Below are 19,427 nucleotides of genomic sequence, written 5' to 3' on the forward strand. Positions count from 1 at the left end.
GGCTTCAAGATAATACTAGTTTGCTTCAACCATTGGTGTTTGGCCGACAGTATCACGCAACCTTTGCCAAATACTGCCCAAGTACTCATGCCAATAAAGCTCTGTTTGTTCTAAGTAACGCGCTTTAGGTGAGTATTTATCCCAAGGTTGACTTATCTCGCTAATAGCTAAGAAGTTGGTCGGGGCTGGGATTGGTTTAATGCCTGCTGCGTTGAACTCATACAATGCACGGCTCATGTGACTCGCAGAAGTGACTAACACCATCTCCTTTTGTTGAACGAATGCAGCCGCTTGACGCGCCTCTTCCCACGTATCTTTCGCATCTTCTAATAAAATGATATCGGATTTCGCGACTCCCAACGCAAGGGCAACGTTCGCCATCATTCGCGCGTGGCTAATTTCAGATCCGCCAGCATAGCCGGATAAGATTAATTTCGCGCCTGGATACATTCTTAAAATACGAATGCCCTCAGTTAAGCGCATTAATGCTGCACGGCTTAACTGTGAGGTGGGTGGAATTTCGTCATCGATAACATGACCATTCCCTAAAACCATCACGTAGTCGATGGTGCCAGAAACTGGCAAAAAGGCTTTATGCTCTCGCTCTAACGGCATAAGAAGCTTGGTTGAAACAGGTTGGAAGGCAACAAGAAAAATGCCAACAAAAGAGAATAGAACAACGAAGCAGCCAGTTTTACGTTTTGTAGTAAAACTAATGAGAGCAAGACCCAACAAGCCTATCAGCAGCAATGCCGGAAGGGGCATAAGCACGGCTGACACTACTTTTTTCAGCTCAAACATACATAAATAGTCCGAAAAAACATCAATTGATAATAAAAATGAGGGTATCCCTCTTTATTCCTGCTTTCCTTGTGCCAGAATAGCGGCACAATCCGTTATGATAACTCAGCAGAAGTGACAGAAGACCGCAATTTCGACGATATCGCCCACAAATTTGCAAAAAATATTTACGGCTCCGATAAAGGGGAGATCCGCCAAATCATTGTGTGGGAAGATTTTCTACAGATTCTAAGTGAATTAGATGCTGACCAGCAACCCCTAGAAGTGTTAGACGCTGGTGGTGGTTTGGCACAAATGTCGCAAAAGCTTGCTAAGCTCGGACATCGAATCGCTTTATGTGATCTATCTTCGGAAATGCTGCAGTTGGCTAAGCAGGATATTGAAAAAAACGGTTTGCTTGAGCAGTATCGCCTGATTCATTCGCCTGTCCAATCCATCGGTGAACATATGGATGGACAGGTCGATCTGGTTATGTTCCATGCTGTGATGGAGTGGCTGGTTGATCCTAAGGCCGCACTTGAAACAGTTCTAGAACAAGTAAAACCGGGAGGCATCGCATCAGTCATGTTCTACAACCACCACGGTTTAGTCTATAAAAACGTGGTTTGTGGCAACATTCCTCATATATTAGACGGCATGCCTCACCGAAAAAGATTTAAACTACAGCCGCAAAAAGGCTTAAAACCTGAAGAAGTCTACCAGTGGATAGAAAATTCAGGTTTTAATATTTGTGGCAAATCTGGTATTCGCTCATTTAGTGATTACATAGGCAATATGGAATACATGGGTGATTACGAGTTTGAAGATGTGTTGGCGCTAGAAAAACAACTTTGTCGACAAGAGCCATACCTCTCATTAGGCCGCTACATTCATGTGTGGGCTAAAAAGAACGATAAACAGGAATAACAATGAGTGAGATGACTCTCAATGCTGCAGAGCAACCAATCGATGAGCTGGTTGGCTGGGTTAAGCAGCACGATTTCTCGTTGAACCTGACCACAGAGCGATTGGCATTTTTGATAGCCATTGCCGTACTGAGTAATGAAAGGTTCGATGAAGAACTGGGTGAAGGTGAACTGCATGATGCATTTGCCATCGTCACTCGACTATTTGATGAGACCGGCGAAGCCTCCGCTTTTCGTGCGAACAATGCGATCAACGAGATGGTTAAGCAGCGTCTTATGAGCCGTTTTGTCAGTGAGATTACTGACGGAGCGAGCATTTACCGCTTGTCGCCATTAGCGATAGGAATAACCGACTACTACGTGCGCCATCGTGAGTTCTCAAAACTGCGTCTATCTATCCAGCTATCCATGGTAGCGGATGAAATGGCGAAAGCGATTGAGGCAGCACAAAAAGGTGGCACACCGGGTCACTGGAAGAAAAACGTATACGGTGTTTTAAAATATTCTGTAGGCGAAATCTTCGATCAAATTGACCTCAACCAACGTGTTATGGATGAGCAGCAACAGTCAGTGAAACAACAGATTGCTGACCTGCTTAACAAAGACTGGCGCGAAGCGATCAACAACTGTGAAGCACTTCTGTCAGAAACATCAAGCACGTTGCGTGAACTTCAAGATACGCTGCAAGCCGCCAGTGATGAACTGCAAACTCAGATCCTCGATATTCAAGAAATTGTTTACGGTGACCCTGAGCTGGAGTTTATCGAAGAAGCTTTGTTTGGTCTGCAAATGAAACTAGACCGAATCACAAGCTGGGGCCAGCAAGCTATCGACCTTTGGATTGGTTATGACCGACACGTGCACAAGTTTATTCGTACTGCAATCGATATGGATAAGAACCGTGCGTTTAGCTCGCGTCTGCGTCAATCCGTCAAAGAATACTTCGATGCGCCTTGGTATCTGACTTATGCAGATGCGGAGAGGCTTTCTGACCTTCGTGATGAGGCCCTAGTACTGCGTGATGACGAGGTCACGGGTCAAGTTCCGATGGAAGTAGAATACGAAGAGTTTCAACAAGTCAATGATGAGCTGTCTGAACGAATTGGTGACATGCTAAAAGCGCATAAAGATCAAGGCACACCAATCGATTTGAGTGTGGTACTGCGAGATTACCTTGCACAGCACCCTTATACTCATCATTTTGATTTAGCTCGCATTATCGTCGATCAAGCTGTACGTCTAGGGTATTCAGAATCGGATTACCAAGCGATTCAACCAGACTGGAAAGCAATCAACGAATTTGGGGCAAAGGTACAAGCGAATGTCATCGACCGATACTAATGAATACATGTCAGAGAATCTGGCAAAAGCAATTTCTAACCCTCTGTTCCCAGCGCTAGACAGCATGCTTCGAGCAGGGCGTCATATCTCAAGTGAAGATCTAGACAACCACGCGTTGCTGTCGGATTTCGAACTTGAGCTTTCTTCTTTCTACCAACGCTACAACACCGAATTGGTGAAAGCGCCAGAAGGTTTCTTCTATCTTCGTCCTCGTTCAACGTCTCTGATTGGCCGTAGTGTTCTTTCTGAACTGGATATGCTGGTGGGCAAGGTACTGTGTTTCCTTTATCTAAGCCCAGAGCGTCTTGCGCACGAAGGCATCTTCACTAACCAAGAGCTGTACGACGAACTGCTTGCTCTAGCAGATGAAAATAAGCTGATGAAGCTAGTGACGAACCGTGCTACCGGTTCTGACCTTGATAAAGAAAAGCTGTTTGAAAAAGTACGTACGTCACTTCGTCGTCTGCGTCGCCTAGGCATGATCATCAACATCGGTGAAACCGGTAAGTTCAGCATCAGTGAAGCGGTATTCCGCTTTGGTGCCGATGTACGTATTGGCGATGACATGCGTGAAGCGCAACTGCGTCTGATCCGTGATGGTGAAGCAGTAGTGCACACCAAAGAGCCAAGCCAAGGCAGCCTATTGTCTGAAGAAGATCAAGACGACCAAGCCCAAGAAGAAACGACAGAAGAGGGTGAAGCATGAGCATGATTGAACGCGGTAAATACCAATCGCTGACCATGGTCAACTGGAACGGCTTCTTTGCCCGTACGTTTGACATCGATGGTCTGGTCACCACGCTATCAGGTGGTAACGGTGCAGGTAAATCAACCACAATGGCGGCGTTCATCACCGCATTGATTCCTGACCAAACGCTACTGCACTTCCGTAACACCACAGAAGCAGGCAGCAGCCAATCGTCTCGCGACAAAGGTTTGTACGGTAAGCTACAGCCGGGCGCATGTTATGCGGCGCTAGATGTGGTGAACTCACGTAACCAACGCCTATTGTTCGCAGTAAAACTGCAGCAAGTTGCGGGTCGTGATAAGAAAGTAGACATCAAACCGTTTGTTATCCAAGGTCTTCCAAGCCATGTGAAACCAACGGATATCTTGATTGAAAGCGTATCAGCGACTCAAGCTCGTGTACGTCAAATCAACGAAGTAAAAGAATCGATCGCAGAATTTGAAGGTGTTCAATTTAAAGCCTTCTCTTCGATCGTGGATTACCACGCGCAAATGTTTGAATTCGGTGTGATTCCGAAGAAACTGCGTAACTCTGGTGACCGTTCTAAATTCTACCGCCTGATCGAAGCATCGCTTTACGGTGGTATCTCAAGTGCGATTACCCGTTCGCTACGTGACTACCTTCTGCCACAAAACGGCGGCGTGAAGAAAGCGTTCCAAGATATGGAATCGGCGCTGCGTGAAAACCGCATGACGCTAGAAGCGATCAAAACTACGCAAGCAGACCGTGACTTGTTCAAACACTTGATCACAGAGTCGACTAACTACGTGGCAGCGGACTATATGCGCCATGCTAACGAGCGTCGTAAAAAACTAGAACAGACATTGTCTTTGCGTTCAGAGTTATTTGGTTCTCGCGAGACCTTGATTGAGCAAAACAATCTGCTTAATCGCGTTCAAGAAGAGCTGGAACTGCTGATCGAATCAGAATCTTCTTTAGAGCAAGACTACCAAGCGGCTTCTGATCACTTGCAACTGGTGCAAAACGCGCTGCGTCAGCAAGAGAAGATCGAACGCTATCAAGAAGATCTTGAAGAGCTGAGCGAGCGTCTTGAAGAACAAATGATGGTAGTCGAAGAAGCGCAAGAACGCGTGATGATGGCTGAAGAGCAAGCTACCGTTGCAGAAGAAGAGGTGGATAGCCTTAAGACGCAACTTGCTGATTACCAGCAAGCTCTTGACGTTCAGCAAACTCGCGCCCTTCAATATCAACAAGCAGTTCAAGCGCTGGAGAAAGCGAAGCAGCTACTTGGCGATGACAGCCTAACGGCAGAATCGGCACAAGCGCTTGTCTCTGAGTTTAAGAGCAAAGAATCAGAAAACACCAATGCGTTGCTATCGGTTAAGCACAAACTGGACATGTCTTCTGCAGCGGCAGAGCAGTTTGAAACCGCGCTTAAACTGGTACAAAGCATCGTTGGTCAAGTTGAGCGCAAAGACGCGTCTGAACATGCGAAAACTGCAATCGCGAAAGCGCGTGAGTCACAACAAATCGCACAAAACGAACAGCAATGGCGAGCACAACACCGTGATCTCGAACGCAGCCTTAACCAGCAGCGTCAAGCACGTGAACTGGTTGCTGAATACAAAAAGCAATATCACGTTGAACTAACCGATGAGGTTACATTTGAACAAGAACGTGAACGTCATGCGACGCAAATCGAATCACTAGAGATAGCTCAAGAAGAAGTTCGTGATCAGCGTGGTGAACAGCGCCGTCTAGAGCAAAACGCGGCGGCAGAAATCAGTAAGCTTGAAGCAATAGCACCAGCTTGGATTGCGGCGAACGATGCGCTAGAGAAACTGAGAGAGCAGAGCGGTGAAGAGCTTGAGGATCGCCATGCGGTAATGAACCACATGCAAGTTGTCCTTGAACAAGAAAGGGAGCTGTCTTTAGCTAAAGATAAGCTTGCTGAGCGCCGTAGCCAGCTAGACGCTGAGATTGAGCGCCTAGCTTCTCCTGGTGGTTCAAACGACCCTCGCCTGAAAGGTTTGGCAGATACGCTGGGCGGTGTATTGCTGTCTGAGATCTACGATGACATCACGATTGATGACGCGCCTTACTTCAGTGCGATGTACGGTCCGGCTCGTCACGCTATCGTTGTTTCTGACTTGTCAGGCATCGAAGAAAAACTGGTAGAGCTAGACGACTGTCCAGAAGACTTGTACATCATTGAAGGTGACATCGATGCCTTTGATGACAGCTCGTTCGATGCAGAAGAGTTAGAGGGCGCGGTTTGCGTTCGTATGAACGATCGCCAAATGCGTTACTCTCGCTTGCCTGAGATCCCATTGTTTGGCCGTGCGGCACGTGAGCAGCGTCTAGAGTTGCTGCGTAACGAACGAGAAGAAGTGGTAGAGAAACACGCGAAAGCGGCGTTTGATTCTCAGAAAATGCAGCGCTTGTACCAAGCGTTTAACCTATTTGTGTCTAACCACATTCAGGTTGCTTTTGACGCCGATCCAGAACAAGCACTGGCAACTATTCGTGATAAGCGTAACCAAATTGCTCGCGTGTTGGCGGATCTGGATGCGAAAGAGCAACAACAACGTTCTCAGCTTCAAACCAGCAAGCAAGCGTTGTCTTCTCTGGACAAGCTAGCGTCACACATGGTGCTTGTTGAAGATGAGTCATTGCAAGCGCGTTTTGATGAGCTAGAAGAGAAAATCGCTCAGCTTGCAGAGGCAAAAAACTTCTTAAACAACCATGCAAAAGCCGTCACGCAATTAGAGAATATTGCGTCTGCGCTTGATGCTGACCCAGAGCAATTCGATGCACTAGAAGCAGAATACAAAGCGGCAGACGAGCGGCTACAAGATCTTAAGAAGCAAATCTTTGCACTCTCGGATCTCGTTGAACGTCGTCACTACTTCGCTTACTCAGATTCAGTAGACCTACTGAACAAGAGTAGCGAACTGAGTGAGCAGCTAAAAGCTAAACTGGTTCAAGCTGAACAAATGCGTACTCGCTCTCGTGAAGAGTTGAAGCAATCGCAAGGTCAAATGAACCAATACAACCAAGTATTGGCATCATTGAAGAGTTCACACCAAGCGAAACTGGAAACGGTTCAAGAGTTCAAACAAGAACTTCAAGAGTTTGGCGTGAACGCTGACGAAGGTGCGGAAGAGCGCGCAATGCGTCGTCGTGACGAACTGCACGAGCGTCTACACTCGTCTCGCAGCCGTAAGAGCGAATACGAGCGCACGATCACCTCTACTGAACTAGAGATGAAAGGCTTGGCAAAACGTCTGAAGAAAGTTCAGAAAGAATACGTTGAGCTGCGTACGTTCGTGGTTGCTGCGAAAGCTGGCTGGTGTTCAGTACTTCGTCTGGCGCGTGAGAATGATGTTGAGCGTCGTCTACACAAGCGTGAACTGGCTTACATGTCAGCGGATGAACTGCGTTCGATGTCGGATAAATCACTGGGTGCGCTGCGTCTAGCGGTTGCGAACAATGACGACCTGCGTGATGCGCTGCGTCTATCAGAAGATAATGCACGTCCAGAGCGTAAAGTTCTGTTCTATATTGCTGTATACCAACACCTTCGTGAGCGTATTCGTCAGGATATCATCCGTACTGATGACCCAGTTGAAGCAATCGAAGAGATGGAAGTCGAGCTGGCGCGTCTAACGGAAGAGCTAACGCAACGTGAAAACCGTCTAGCGATCAGCTCTGAGTCAGTAGCGAGCATTATCAAGAAGACGATTCAACGTGAGCAAAACCGTATTCGTATGCTGAACCAAGGCCTGTCGAACATCTCGTTTGGTCAGGTGAAGGGCGTACGTCTGAACGTGAAGATCCGCGAAAGTCACGAAGTGCTACTGAACGGCCTAGCGACACAACAAGAGCAGCATAAAGACCTGTTTGAATCGACTCGCTTTACCTTCTCTGAAGCAATGGCGAAACTGTTCCAACGCGTGAACCCACACATCGATATGGGTCAGCGTTCTCCTCAAGTTCTGGGTGAAGAGCTACTGGATTACCGTAACTACCTAGAGCTAAGTGTAGAAGTGAACCGTGGTACAGATGGTTGGCTACAGGCTGAGTCTGGCGCGCTATCAACAGGTGAAGCGATCGGTACCGGTCAGTCAATCCTTCTTATGGTTGTTCAAAGCTGGGAAGAAGAGTCTCGTCGTCTACGCAGCAAAGACATTGTGCCTTGTCGTCTGCTCTTCTTGGATGAAGCCGCGCGTCTGGATGCGAAATCGATCGCGACATTGTTCGAATTGTGTGACCGTCTGGATATGCAGCTTCTCATCGCGGCACCTGAAAACATCAGCCCAGAGAAAGGTACGACCTACAAACTGGTGCGTAAGGTGTTTAAAGACCACGAGCACGTACACGTAGTTGGTCTGCGTGGTTTTGGTCAAACGGATAAGCCTAAGACTGAAGCGCAAGAGATGATTGAAGAGTTTGAATCGTAAACCCCGAATCTAATAAAACGCCCGCAATGAACGCGGGCGTTTTTGTATCTATTTACGAGGTAGGCTTCGAACAACATAAGACAAGCCGAGACTGTAGGACGGCAGTCTCGGCTTATTAGCGGAACTTCACGAGGAAGCGACGTTTATTCCTCTGGAATATCGTCCCTGACTTCGATCATTTCAGCAAGCTCTTCGAGTGCTTGGACAGAAAGCTCAGACAAGCGTTGTAGGTGTTGGTCTAAGCTCTCTTGTTCTTCAAGCTCTGGTTCATCATTATTTGTTTCTTTTATTAGCATTTCCCAACCTCTCAAGTTGAGTAAGGGGAGCTCTCATCATACTCAAAAGGCAAAGTAGAAAAGAAACGATCTATGTTGATTTTGTTAGCTCGATCATTGATTCAACTTATATATGAGAAGGATGTGTTTAATAAGGAGAGCAAGTGCAAGGTTTTTGGATGCGGGAACAAAAACGCCAGTAATCATGACAATTACTGGCGAGTAATAACGAACATTATGTCGGAGGGTTAGAACAACGGCTTCACACCGAACTGCTCTGCCGCGTAAGCGACGCGTTCAATCGGTTTTGGATACTCAGCAGGTGTGCCAAGGCTCTCTATGTGTTTCAAACGAGGAAGCAAGCCTGCACCATTAGCGATTTGGATTGCCAGACCAGGGCGAGCGTTAAGCTCTAAAACCATAGGTCCTTCATCTTTATCCAGCACCATATCCGTACCCATGTATCCCAAACCTGTCATTTCCCAGGCACTTGACGCAAGCTCCAGCAAGCGCTCCCAATGCGGTACTTGAAGGGTCGAAAGGTCTTTACCTGTATCAGGGTGATGAGTCACTGGATGATCGAACTGCACCGCTCTGACGGCTTTACCTGTCGCGATGTCAATGCCTACTCCTACGGCACCTTGGTGAAGGTTTGCTTTGCCGTCGGAAGCCGCTGTAGAACAGCGCATCATCGCCATAACTGGATAACCTTTAAATACGATGATCCGAACATCTGGTACGCCTTCATAACTGAAGCCATCAAAACAGTCATCAAACTTGATTAAGTTTTCAACCACAGCAACGTCATTTTTACCACCAAGAGAGAAAAGGCCAGCAAGCGCATTACTAATGTGACGCTCGACCTCATCCCTACCAATTGTAGAGCCGGAGGGTTTGGTATATACCCCGTTTTTGTGAGACGTAACAACCAGAATGCCTTTACCGCCACTACCTTGTGCAGGTTTGATTACAAAACCAGGCCAGTTCTCAACCATTTTGTGGATAGTCTTAACTTCAGCTTGGTTATGAATGACACCGATCAGGGCAGGAACTGTTGCTCCTGCTGCCTGTGCAATAATTTTGGTCTTTAGCTTGTCATCGACAAGTGGGTATTTAGAACGATCATTGTAACGGCCAATATAGCTGTGGTTACGCTTGTTCATCCCCATAATGCCTTTATGGCGAAGCTTAGACGGCGAAGTAAAACTTTCGAACATCGTTTAGTCCTCCGCTAGTGGTTTGAAGCGTCGTAGCTCAGTGAGGCGGTAACCTGTGTAAGTACCTAGTAATAGAATACCGGCCAGAACAATCAACTGTAGACCAATGAAGTTAAAGGTTAAGTGTTGAATGTATGAGTTCGTCATTGCAAGGTAAACTAATACCGCTGTCAGCAATGAACCACCACCTTGCAGAGCAACTTCCTTCGCACCTTCTTCTTCCCATAGGATTGACATACGTTCAATCGTCCAAGACAAGATGATCATAGGGAAGAAGGTAATTGTTAGGCCTTCCGTTAAGCCCATCTTAAACGCAACAACGGTGAACACCGAGATGATCATGATAACGGTAATAATGACCGCAGATATCCTTGCTACCAGCAATAAGTTCAACCTAGACAAATAGCTTCGAATAATCAGGCCTGTACCTACAATTAGCAAGAAACCGACAATACCCGTTAATAGTTGAGTTTGAACAAAAGCAACGGCAATCAACACAGGCATGAAGGTACCGGATGTTTTCAGGCCGATAATCACACGCAAGAACACAACGATCAGAGCACCGATAGGGATGAGCATGATGGTTTTGAACATCGCTTGCTCTTCCAAAGGTAAGCTATGAATTGAAATATTCAGTAATCCATCTGCTTCTATTTTGTTGTTTGTAGCTTGTTGTGGTGTCATTTCTTGCTTAATCATCGAGAAATGCACTTGGCTATTTTTACCACCAACAAGGTCAAGTAAGGATACGTTTGATTCATCCCACACTAACAAGTTGGGTTTCACTGCTTTTTGTTCGGATTTTGGTGAAAACAGTACCCAATCTTTACCTGACCAAACCTGAACCATTGGTTGAATTGTTTGGCGTCGACGACCATCTTCTAGTTCGATAACACCGACGGTTTTGCTCTGTATACCTGCGGTAAGCAAAATGTTATGCAGTGCATCAGTACGGCTGAAATCGTTCAGTAGTAGCGACGAGTTTTGGCTATCTGGGTCATTAAGCGCTTTGATAAGCTCACGAGTAAACGTCACATTATCGGCTGAGCGACTCATCGCACGTTCGATAAGGGCATTTGCCGCTGCTGCTTGTGGTGCTGATAGCGTTGGTGGCGTAATGTCTTCCGTTGGCGGTAAAGGAGTGACTTTAGCCTGAGGGTCTACTAAGAACTGGGCTTTGTAGTATATGGTTTGTGGCCCTTGAGCTTGGCGAATTGACCATTCTGCACGACGGCCTGAATCGTCATTGATGTAGGAAACGCCATAACCTGATGAGGAAGCAGATTCACCGATAAGTGTGTAACCACTTTGTGTATGAGGTGCTGCAAGTGACGCTTTTACTTCGTTGCCGTTAGCGTTGAACTCAATACGAGCTTCTACATCCCATACCTGGCGAGTTTCGCCTGGCGTCCAAGGCACGCCGTAGTTTTCATGTCTGAAAACACTCAGAGCAATGCCCGCAATCACCAATAAGATGATAGAAAGGTAAAACGGTATTTTTGACGTCATAATCTACCTTATTATTTTTTATCTTCGTCCGTTTGGATATAGGTACGACTTACATCGACAAGTGCTATGTCGCGCATAAATTCTCTACCCAGTAAAATAGGATGGTTCATATGTGAGCGATCTGCCAACGTAAATTGCGCTTTTTCATGAATTTTTCCAACGCGCACCCAAAGTTCTACCACAGCGCGGCGTTCTAACTCTTCACTGGTAACCTGGCGGATTTTGACGTAGCGAATGACAGGAGCTTCGATCCAAGTACTTTTCTCTTCTTCGGATTTACTGGTGTCTGCTAAGTGGAATCGGACCCATTTTTTGCCATTTCTTTCGAACTCTTCAATATCAACGGCATTTAAAGACGACGTCGCGGCACCAGTGTCGATACGTGCATCAAAAGTTTGCTTAATCGACTCTACAGTGACCTTTTCGATAGAGCCAAGGACAATATCGTGAGTTGGGGTTGGTTCCACAGGAGCGGGAGATTGGACAATAATCGGCTCTTTCGGTTTTTTTACTTCTGCCATTGCTTCATCGCGAAATGTAAGAAGTTCAACCTGTAGTTTATCGACTTGTTCTTCAAGGCTGTCGATATAGTCCGATTGGTTGCTGAGCTGTAGCTCTAGGTTGGTAATGCGATTATTGACATTCGCTTCTGAATTTTGAATCGCCGCTAACGTTTCTTGGTGGTACTGTTCGCCTTTGGTTAGTGAGCATCCAGATAGTAAGGCGATGGCAACAATCGGGGTCAATCGTAATAACATTGAAAACCTTGGGATTGGATTAAGTTGTTTATTTTTTAGGAGTTTAGCTTATATCGATAAAGCCTCACAAGTAAGAATGTTTCTCTATTACTTATTGTTTGAGGAATAGTGATGAAAAGCCAAAAATCAAGGACATAAAAGCGCATCCTTATTTAGAGCGTGCTTATATTTTGACGTGAAAAATGGATTCAAAAAACAAACTCGCTCATTACGAGGAAAGAGGGTAATGTCTTAACTCGTAAAATGAGTTAAGACAATGTCAGGAATCTCAGCGAATTATGATTTGCGAGCGACAAGAACCGCGCGGCGAGGGGCAGGATAGCCTTCTACAGTTTTGCTTGGGTCGTTCGGATCTAAGTAGTCAGGTAGAGAGTTATGCGTCATCCAATCTGTGGTACGTTGTTCGTCTACGGACGTGATGTTTTCATCAACGATACGAACATCTTCAAAACCGACCAATTCTAGCCACACTTTTAGGGCTTTTGCTGAAGGGAAGAAATAGACATTACGCATTTGCGCGTAACGAGAAGTCGGGACCAGTACTGCATTCTCATCACCTTCAATCACGAGTGTTTCCAATACGAGTTCACCTCCAGATACCAATTGATCTTTTAGTTGCACTAAATGATCGAGAGGCGAGCGGCGATGGTAAAGCACGCCCATGCTGAATACCGTATCGAACGCTTCTAACTTAGGTAGTTGTTCAATGCCCAATGGCAGTAGGTGTGCACGTTGGTCATCGCCCATTAGTTTACGAATTGCTTCGAACTGAATCAGGAACAGGTGAGATGGATCGATACCGACAGTTAAGCGTGCACCTTCGCCTAGCATGCGCCACATGTGGTAGCCGTTACCACAACCTACATCGAGTACGCTGCGATTCTTTAATGGTGAAATATGCGGAAGCACGCGGTCCCATTTCCAATCACTGCGCCACTCAGTATTAATATGGATGCCGTGTACGTGGTATGGGCCTTTGCGCCAAGGATGGAATGTACGAAGTAAGCTTTCTAGCTTTTTAAGTTCCCCTTGAGGCATCGGCTCATTGTTTGAAATCGTGACAGAATCAACAATGTCGATGTTGTCCGGTCTACCCGCTGGGATTTTGTTCAGGGCTTTCAACCAGCGACCAAAGTCACCGTGCTCTGCATTTTGCCAATCCGTTAGCTGTTGCGGAAGCACATTAAGCCAAGGTTGAAGACGAGTGTCTTGGGCAATCAATTGGTAGAAATTTGCAAAGTTAAACATAGTTAGTCAATCGCTGAGTTGATGGGTATAAATTATTAACAAAAGCCGAAATCGGTATGGTTCAGGCTTGGTATGCATGGTCTATTTAATCGCGAACATGGAGCCGAAGTTAAAGCATTGGAACCAAACGTCGTAGCTAGAAAAGCCAATTTTAGCGAAACGCTCTTTATGTTCTTTCTTTGAATCTGGGCGCATTACGTTTTCTATCGCGCTACGCTTTTGGCTGATTTCTAGTTCGCTATAACCATTCGCACGTTTAAAGTCGTGGTGAAGGTCAATTAACAGTTCGTTCGACACTTCATCTTCGAAGACGAACTTCTCCGATAGAATCAAAATGCCGCCTGGACGCAGGCCTGCGTAAATTTTCTCGAGCAAGGAGTAACGATCTTCTGGAGAGAGGAATTGCAAAGTGAAGTTCAACACCACCACTGACGCGTTTTCAATTTCGATATTGCGAATGTCTGCTTCTACTACATCCACAGGAGTGTCACTGCGGTAAGCGTTGACGTGAAGTTTACAACGCTCAACCATCGCAGGAGAGTTGTCCACTGCGATGATTTGGCAACCTTCTTGTTTGATATGGCGACGCATAGACAATGTTGCAGCACCCAAAGAACAGCCAAGGTCATAGATGTTTGAGTGAGGTTTTACAAAACGCTCTGCCAGCATACCGATTGCAGAAATGATATTGCTGTAACCCGGTACCGATCGTTGAATCATGTCAGGAAATACTTCCGCTACGCGTTCATCGAACGTGAAATCCCCAATTTTATCGATTGGAGCCGAAAAAATAGTATCTGGATTGCTCTTAGGGTTCATAACTAAGTCTCTGCATACAAGCCGCCTGAAAATGTCAGGCACCAAAAAAGGCGCGTATTTTATGGGAATTTCGCGCCTCTGTCATGTGTTGCGTTAGAACATCTGTAACTGCGAGTTGCCATCGTCAGCAGGGAAAGGCGCTAACTCAGGGATCGTGATACGCTTTTGTATGTCTTTATATAGGTTTGCGGCCAACTCTGGAGCAATTATATTGTCTGCGGTATGGATCATGACATATGGCTGTTTACCTTCGGCAATCCATTGTGGCAACTTGTTGAGCCATGGTTTAAAAAACTCGTAATTTTGCTGTTCTTCTGGATGACCAATAAAGCGAATCAAAGGGTGTGAAGCGGTAGCAATGGCGTGGACAGGGACTCGTGGTTTTTTCATTTGCGCATCAATGATCGCCTCATTGTCGGGCTTAGCGGCAAAGACTGGGCGGCTATCCATAATAATACGGTCAATATTATTCTCTACTAACCATTGGTTAAGTGCTCGCTCTTCTTCGCCTTTGGAGAAAAATGCCATATGACGAACCTCAACACCGAGAGGGAAGTTAGGTGGAAAGCTCGCACAGAACTTTTTCAGTCGATCAAGGTGCTCAGGACCAAATGCGGCTGGTAATTGAATTGTCCATTGGCCCACACGGTCATGCAAAGGCTCCATGACCTTCATGAAGTCTCTCAGTTGTTCGCTGCAACCTCTTAGCATTTGCTCATGAGTGATGGCTTTAGGAAGTTTGAAAGTAAAGCGAAAATCATCGTGGGTTGCGGCTCTCCAGTTTTGCACTGTATTGAGCGTCGGTGTGGCATAAAATGTCGTGTTGCCTTCCACGGTATGAAACACTTGCGCATACCTTTCTAAACGTTCAGCGGGCTTTGTCCCGCTGCCGTAAAAACTTTGTTGCCATTGATTGTGCGACCACATCGTCAATCCAAGTCGAAGAGGTAAGTTATCCATTATTCTTTACTGCTTGCTACTCGTGTGAATACTTTACGAGAGTTTTGCTGAAATAGGTAATTTCACGCTATAATCCTCCCCAATTTTTTCGCTTTGGTGCGCTTTTGAACATTTGTTGTACTAAAAAGCACCAGTGAATGATAAAACACACGTAATTGTATGTTGAGTAGTCGATTTTCGTGGACATTCAGCGTATAACTGAATCTTTACTCTGCTTAGCAATGAGGCTGACAGAGCGTAGTTAACAACATTTGAGAGATTGGGAATTTCATTATGCGTACCCATTACTGTGGTCACCTGAACAAGTCCCTTGCAGGACAAACTGTAGAACTTTGCGGCTGGGTTAACCGTCGTCGTGATTTAGGCGGTCTTATTTTTATTGATATGCGAGATCGCGAAGGTATCGTTCAGGTAGTTGTTGATCCAGATATGGCGGATGCGTATGAAGTGGCGAACACACTTCGTAATGAATTCTGTATCAAACTAACGGGTGAAGTGCGCGTTCGCCCAGAGAGCCAAGCAAACAAAGACATGGCAACAGGTGAAGTTGAGATCCTTGCGAAAGGTCTTGAAATCATCAACCGTTCTGATGTTCTGCCTCTAGACTTCAACCAAAAGAACTCTGAAGAGCAGCGCCTGAAGTACCGTTACCTAGATCTACGTCGTCCTGAAATGAGCGACCGCATAAAGCTACGTGCTAAAGCGTCTAGCTTTGTTCGTCGTTTCCTAGATGACAACGGCTTCCTAGACATCGAAACGCCAGTACTAACAAAAGCGACTCCAGAAGGCGCTCGTGACTACTTAGTACCTAGCCGTGTTCACAAAGGCAGCTTCTACGCGCTTCCTCAGTCTCCACAGCTATTCAAACAGCTTCTAATGATGTCTGGTTTTGACCGTTACTACCAAATCGTTAAGTGTTTCCGTGATGAAGACTTGCGTGCTGACCGTCAACCAGAATTCACTCAGATCGATATCGAAACGTCATTCATGACGGCTGACCAAGTTCGTGCAACGACTGAGAAAATGGTTCGTGAAATGTGGCAAGAGCTACTAAACGTTGACCTAGGTGAATTCCCAGTAATGCCGTTCAGCGAAGCGATTCGTCGTTTCGGTTCGGACAAGCCAGACCTACGTAACCCACTGGAACTAGTAGACGTTGCTGACCTAGTGAAAGATGTTGAGTTCAAAGTATTCTCAGGTCCAGCAAACGACGAAAAAGGCCGCGTTGCCGTTATTCGCGTTCCAGATGGTGCATCTTTGACTCGTAAGCAAATTGATGGCTACGGTGAATTCGTTGGCATCTACGGTGCGAAAGGTCTAGCTTGGATGAAGGTTAACGACCGTGCAGCGGGCATGGAAGGTATCCAATCTCCAGTCGCTAAGTTCCTAAATGAAGACGTGATCAACGGCATTCTAGATCGTACTCAAGCGGAATCTGGTGACATTATCCTATTTGGCGCTGATAAAGCGGGTATCGTTGCAGAAGCAATGGGTGCGCTACGTTTGAAACTAGGTAAAGACCTAGAGCTAACGGATGAGTCTGCATGGGCTCCACTATGGGTTGTTGACTTCCCAATGTTCGAAGAAGATGACGAAGGCAACCTACACGCGATGCACCACCCATTCACATCGCCTCTAGGTGTGACTGCAGAAGAGCTAAAAGCAAACCCTGCTGCGGCAAATTCTAACGCTTACGATATGGTTCTAAATGGCTACGAAGTGGGCGGCGGCTCTGTTCGTATCCACAACGCAGATATGCAAGAAGCCGTATTTGATATTCTAGGCATCACACCTGAAGAGCAACAGCTTAAGTTCGGCTTCCTGCTTGATGCGCTGAAATTCGGTACGCCTCCACATGCTGGTCTTGCATTTGGTCTAGACCGTCTAGTAATGCTGCTATGTGGTACAGAGAACATCCGTGATGTTATCGCGTTCCCTAAAACAACAGCAGCTGCGTGTCTACTAACAGACGCACCAAGTATTGCGAACCCAGCAGCGCTAGAAGAGCTAGCAATCGCAGTAACTGCAGCGAAAGAAAAAGACGCAGAATAAGCGCACAACATTTGAAGAAAACTCCCGCAACTGCGGGAGTTTTTGTTTAAATAAACCCAAGAAACTTCCAAAGCAATTTCCCAAGCAACGCTTTTAGAACATGTTTTGTTATTAAGCGTCAAAATACATTAAAAGGTGAATTATGGCTGGTCATAGTAAATGGGCGAATATTCGTCACCGTAAAGCAGCGCAAGATGCGAAGCGCGGCAAAATCTTTACTAAATTAATCCGTGAAATCGTTGTTGCGGCAAAAGAGGGGGGCGGTGAGCCAGAAAATAACCCACGTTTGCGAGCCGCAATTGATAAAGCACTGTCTAACAACATGACACGTGACACTGTCAATCGCGCTGTCAGCCGAGGTGCTGGTGGTGAAGGCGACGACAACATGGAAACCGTGATCTATGAAGGTTATGGTCCAGGTGGTACGGCGGTCATGGTCGAATGTATGACGGATAACCGAAATCGTACGGTATCTGGCGTACGCCATGCATTCTCAAAGTCAGGCGGTAATCTGGGGACGGATGGTAGCGTCAACTATCTTTTCGACAAGAAAGGCGTGATTTCATATGGCCCAGGTTTAGATGAGGATGCGGTAATGGAAGTAGCATTAGAAAGTGGTGCTGATGACATTGAAACGGCAGAAGATGGCTCGATTGATGTCTACACGGCCCCAGGCGATTTTGGACTCGTAAAAGATGCTCTTGATGCCGCAGGGTTTGAGGCAGAGAACGCGGAGGTGTCGCTGATCCCATCTACGAAAGCAGATTTGGACGCGGATACTGCGCCAAAACTACTTCGTTTGATTGACGCTTTGGAAGATCTGGACGACGTTCAAGAGGTTTATCACAATGGTGATATCTCTGACGACGTTGCGGCTACGCTAGATTAAACTCAAGGTGTCGAGAGCGGTATTTGCTCCGAAGTTAGCAAGTAATAATAAAAAGACTGAGGCCGAATTAGGCCTCATTTTTAGGAACATTCATGTCAATTATTTTGGGCATTGACCCAGGTTCGCGCATTACCGGCTATGGGGTCATTCGTCAAAATGGACGCCACTTGCAATACCTTGGTAGTGGCTGCATTCGTACTTCAGAAAAAGAACTTCCGGGTCGGCTTAAACAGATTTATGCAGGCGTCACGGAAATCATTACCCAGTTTCAACCGGACGTTTTCGCGATCGAGCAAGTGTTTATGGCCAAAAACGCGGATTCAGCGCTAAAACTTGGCCAAGCTCGTGGCAGTGCAATTGTTGCTGCGGTGAATGCGGAGTTGCCGGTATTTGAATACGCGGCTCGTCTTATTAAGCAAGCTGTCGTAGGCACTGGTGGCGCGGACAAAGCGCAAGTTCAGCATATGGTTCAGCAGATGCTTAAATTGCCCGCCAAGCCTCAAGCGGATGCGGCCGATGCTTTAGGTGTGGCGATTTGTCATGCCAATACTAACAAGACTCTCGTTGCCTTAGCGGGCAAAGCAACCAGTGCCAGAAAAGGGCGCTATCGATAAAATTAACTGGATGTCTATCCAGTTCTTTATTATCCTGTCGCAAATTCATTTCCAAAGAGTATTTATAGTGATTGGACGTCTTCGTGGCATACTGATTGAAAAACAACCACCTGAAGTATTAATTGAAGTTAATGGCATTGGCTATGAAGTCCAGATGCCAATGAGCTGTTTTTACGAACTGCCAAATGTTGGCGAAGAAGCCATTATTTATACTCACTTTGTTGTCCGTGAAGATGCGCAATTGCTATACGGTTTCAACACGGTAAAAGAACGAGCACTTTTCCGTGAAGTGATCAAAGCCAATGGCGTTGGTCCTAAACTCGGTCTTGGTATTCTCTCTGGTATGACGGCAACGCAATTTGTTACTTGTGTGGAACATGAAGACGTTTCTACGCTGGTTAAGCTTCCAGGCGTTGGCAAGAAAACTGCAGAGCGATTGGTTGTTGAAATGAAAGACCGCTTGAAAGGGTGGGGCGCTGGCGATCTATTTACACCATTTACGGATGCTGCTCCTGCGGATTCTAGTGCGACATCCAACAACGCGGAAGAAGAAGCAATCAGTGCGCTTCTAGCTCTAGGTTACAAGCCGACTCAAGCGTCGAAAGTGGTATCTCAGATCGCTAAACCGGACATGAGCAGTGAGCAAATGATCCGTGAAGCTCTAAAATCAATGGTGTAGCGCTGGTTGCACAGTGAACATTTGTTCAAGATAACTCATTCTCTAAGGTTAATGCCAATCGCTTAACGATGTTTTTTGTGTCATTCCAGCGAGCCTGGCGAGACTGGGAATCTAATAGCAGCACGCTGAGCGGTTAATGAAACAATTTGACCATAAATCGCTCGGATAGAAGATCCTGTATCACGCTC

General features: G+C 46.3%; 16 protein-coding genes. 8 read left to right on the plus strand and 8 right to left on the minus strand.

The window, feature by feature from the left end:
• Window positions 1-15: 15 nt before the first annotated feature.
• Window positions 16-801: an envelope biogenesis factor ElyC gene (gene elyC / locus R7Q38_RS10610; RefSeq protein WP_213966495.1), complete on the minus strand. Its 786-nt coding sequence runs from the start codon at window positions 799-801 to the stop codon at window positions 16-18.
• Window positions 802-915: 114 nt separating this feature from the next.
• On the opposite strand from elyC, the gene cmoM reads away from it, so the two are divergent.
• Genes cmoM through mukB form a run of 4 tightly spaced genes read left to right on the plus strand, consistent with a single transcriptional unit; the run spans window position 916 to window position 8,219 of the window.
• Window positions 916-1,707 carry a tRNA uridine 5-oxyacetic acid(34) methyltransferase CmoM gene (cmoM, locus tag R7Q38_RS10615; protein WP_025766915.1) on the plus strand — a complete coding sequence of 264 codons (792 nt, stop codon included), beginning with the start codon at window positions 916-918 and terminating at the stop codon, window positions 1,705-1,707.
• A gap of 2 nt (window positions 1,708-1,709) precedes the next feature.
• Window positions 1,710-3,047, plus strand: a complete 1,338-nt coding sequence (gene mukF, locus R7Q38_RS10620) for a chromosome partition protein MukF (protein WP_213966496.1) — start codon at window positions 1,710-1,712, stop codon at window positions 3,045-3,047.
• Window positions 3,028-3,753: a chromosome partition protein MukE gene (gene mukE / locus R7Q38_RS10625; protein WP_005378379.1), complete on the plus strand. Its 726-nt coding sequence runs from the start codon at window positions 3,028-3,030 to the stop codon at window positions 3,751-3,753. The genes mukF and mukE overlap by 20 nt, the downstream gene beginning before the upstream one ends.
• Window positions 3,754-3,755: 2 nt before the next feature.
• On the plus strand, window positions 3,756-8,219 hold the full coding sequence (mukB, locus tag R7Q38_RS10630) for a chromosome partition protein MukB (protein WP_203345849.1): 4,464 nt from the start codon (window positions 3,756-3,758) through the stop codon (window positions 8,217-8,219).
• Window positions 8,220-8,362: 143 nt separating this feature from the next.
• Here the strand turns inward: mukB and R7Q38_RS10635 are convergent, their stop codons facing one another.
• From R7Q38_RS10635 to R7Q38_RS10665, 7 genes are all read right to left on the minus strand, one after another.
• Complete coding sequence (locus tag R7Q38_RS10635; RefSeq protein ID WP_005378381.1) at window positions 8,363-8,515, minus strand: hypothetical protein; 153 nt, start codon at window positions 8,513-8,515, stop codon at window positions 8,363-8,365.
• A gap of 227 nt (window positions 8,516-8,742) precedes the next feature.
• Window positions 8,743-9,711, minus strand: coding sequence for an alpha-L-glutamate ligase-like protein (locus R7Q38_RS10640; RefSeq protein WP_005378387.1), 969 nt, complete (start codon window positions 9,709-9,711; stop codon window positions 8,743-8,745).
• Window positions 9,712-9,714: 3 nt separating this feature from the next.
• Window positions 9,715-11,220: an inactive transglutaminase family protein gene (locus R7Q38_RS10645; RefSeq protein ID WP_005378389.1), complete on the minus strand. Its 1,506-nt coding sequence runs from the start codon at window positions 11,218-11,220 to the stop codon at window positions 9,715-9,717.
• Window positions 11,221-11,231: 11 nt separating this feature from the next.
• Window positions 11,232-11,978, minus strand: coding sequence for an ATP-dependent zinc protease (locus R7Q38_RS10650; RefSeq protein ID WP_005378391.1), 747 nt, complete (start codon window positions 11,976-11,978; stop codon window positions 11,232-11,234).
• Window positions 11,979-12,254: 276 nt separating this feature from the next.
• Window positions 12,255-13,226, minus strand: coding sequence for a tRNA 5-methoxyuridine(34)/uridine 5-oxyacetic acid(34) synthase CmoB (gene cmoB, locus R7Q38_RS10655; protein ID WP_064353746.1), 972 nt, complete (start codon window positions 13,224-13,226; stop codon window positions 12,255-12,257).
• Window positions 13,227-13,307: 81 nt separating this feature from the next.
• On the minus strand, window positions 13,308-14,045 hold the full coding sequence (cmoA, locus tag R7Q38_RS10660; protein ID WP_017635063.1) for a carboxy-S-adenosyl-L-methionine synthase CmoA: 738 nt from the start codon (window positions 14,043-14,045) through the stop codon (window positions 13,308-13,310).
• 93 nt (window positions 14,046-14,138) lie between these two features.
• On the minus strand, window positions 14,139-15,005 hold the full coding sequence (locus R7Q38_RS10665; RefSeq protein WP_171344565.1) for a DUF72 domain-containing protein: 867 nt from the start codon (window positions 15,003-15,005) through the stop codon (window positions 14,139-14,141).
• Window positions 15,006-15,278: 273 nt separating this feature from the next.
• On the opposite strand from R7Q38_RS10665, the gene aspS reads away from it, so the two are divergent.
• The 4 genes from aspS to ruvA all read left to right on the plus strand — a co-directional run bounded on the left by aspS (window position 15,279) and on the right by ruvA (window position 19,239).
• The gene (aspS, locus tag R7Q38_RS10670; protein WP_171344566.1) at window positions 15,279-17,057 is read left to right on the plus strand and encodes an aspartate--tRNA ligase; all 1,779 of its coding nucleotides are present in this window, start codon (window positions 15,279-15,281) and stop codon (window positions 17,055-17,057) included.
• A gap of 142 nt (window positions 17,058-17,199) precedes the next feature.
• Entirely contained in the window at window positions 17,200-17,946 is a 747-nt protein-coding gene (locus R7Q38_RS10675) for a YebC/PmpR family DNA-binding transcriptional regulator (RefSeq protein WP_005378402.1), read from the plus strand.
• Between the two features lie 92 nt (window positions 17,947-18,038).
• On the plus strand, window positions 18,039-18,560 hold the full coding sequence (ruvC, locus tag R7Q38_RS10680) for a crossover junction endodeoxyribonuclease RuvC (RefSeq protein ID WP_005387909.1): 522 nt from the start codon (window positions 18,039-18,041) through the stop codon (window positions 18,558-18,560).
• 67 nt (window positions 18,561-18,627) lie between these two features.
• On the plus strand, window positions 18,628-19,239 hold the full coding sequence (gene ruvA / locus R7Q38_RS10685; protein WP_017820041.1) for a Holliday junction branch migration protein RuvA: 612 nt from the start codon (window positions 18,628-18,630) through the stop codon (window positions 19,237-19,239).
• Window positions 19,240-19,427: the final 188 nt, after the last annotated feature.

It is taken from the genome of Vibrio sp. Vb0598, from assembly GCF_033338935.1.
Lineage (GTDB): Bacteria > Pseudomonadota > Gammaproteobacteria > Enterobacterales > Vibrionaceae > Vibrio > Vibrio alginolyticus.

Coding starts and splice junctions, on each gene's coding strand:
- R7Q38_RS10635 (WP_005378381.1), bottom strand. CDS start 8,515: ATGCTAATAAAAGAAACAAATAATGATGAACCAGAGCTTGAAGAACAA.
- ruvC (WP_005387909.1), top strand. CDS start 18,039: ATGTCAATTATTTTGGGCATTGACCCAGGTTCGCGCATTACCGGCTAT.
- mukB (WP_203345849.1), top strand. CDS start 3,756: ATGATTGAACGCGGTAAATACCAATCGCTGACCATGGTCAACTGGAAC.
- mukE (WP_005378379.1), top strand. CDS start 3,028: ATGTCATCGACCGATACTAATGAATACATGTCAGAGAATCTGGCAAAA.
- aspS (WP_171344566.1), top strand. CDS start 15,279: ATGCGTACCCATTACTGTGGTCACCTGAACAAGTCCCTTGCAGGACAA.
- R7Q38_RS10645 (WP_005378389.1), bottom strand. CDS start 11,220: ATGACGTCAAAAATACCGTTTTACCTTTCTATCATCTTATTGGTGATT.
- elyC (WP_213966495.1), bottom strand. CDS start 801: ATGTTTGAGCTGAAAAAAGTAGTGTCAGCCGTGCTTATGCCCCTTCCG.
- R7Q38_RS10640 (WP_005378387.1), bottom strand. CDS start 9,711: ATGTTCGAAAGTTTTACTTCGCCGTCTAAGCTTCGCCATAAAGGCATT.
- mukF (WP_213966496.1), top strand. CDS start 1,710: ATGAGTGAGATGACTCTCAATGCTGCAGAGCAACCAATCGATGAGCTG.
- R7Q38_RS10665 (WP_171344565.1), bottom strand. CDS start 15,005: ATGGATAACTTACCTCTTCGACTTGGATTGACGATGTGGTCGCACAAT.
- R7Q38_RS10675 (WP_005378402.1), top strand. CDS start 17,200: ATGGCTGGTCATAGTAAATGGGCGAATATTCGTCACCGTAAAGCAGCG.
- cmoB (WP_064353746.1), bottom strand. CDS start 13,226: ATGTTTAACTTTGCAAATTTCTACCAATTGATTGCCCAAGACACTCGT.
- R7Q38_RS10650 (WP_005378391.1), bottom strand. CDS start 11,978: ATGTTATTACGATTGACCCCGATTGTTGCCATCGCCTTACTATCTGGA.
- cmoA (WP_017635063.1), bottom strand. CDS start 14,045: ATGAACCCTAAGAGCAATCCAGATACTATTTTTTCGGCTCCAATCGAT.